General features: G+C 67.1%; 1 protein-coding gene. It reads right to left on the bottom strand.

Features of this window, described 5'->3' with window-relative positions; translation table 11 throughout:
- The coding region (locus tag ACNQO6_RS18545; protein WP_440209926.1) for a 4Fe-4S dicluster domain-containing protein at positions 1-208 on the bottom strand (208 nt) is incomplete at its 3' end.
- Between the last annotated feature and the right edge of the window lie 17 nt (positions 209-225).

The following is a 225-nucleotide window of genomic DNA, read 5'->3' on the forward strand; positions in this document are numbered from 1 at the left end:
GGGCTACGGCGTAGTAGACGGTGCGCGAGCGGACGGGCTTGTAGACCGCCTTCTGACCACAGGTGCGCGCTGCGACCGCCGCGTCGGTGTCATAGGCGATCAGGCCCGTGGGCCGGCCCAGCTTGCCGAGGATGTCGTCGCAGGCGTCGACGCAGAGGCCGCAGTTGATGCACTCCAACTGAGAACCGTCGCGGATATCGATGCCCATAGGGCAGACCACGACGC

This window comes from Acinetobacter calcoaceticus, from assembly GCF_051947995.1.
Taxonomy (GTDB): Bacteria; Pseudomonadota; Gammaproteobacteria; order Pseudomonadales; family Moraxellaceae; genus Acinetobacter.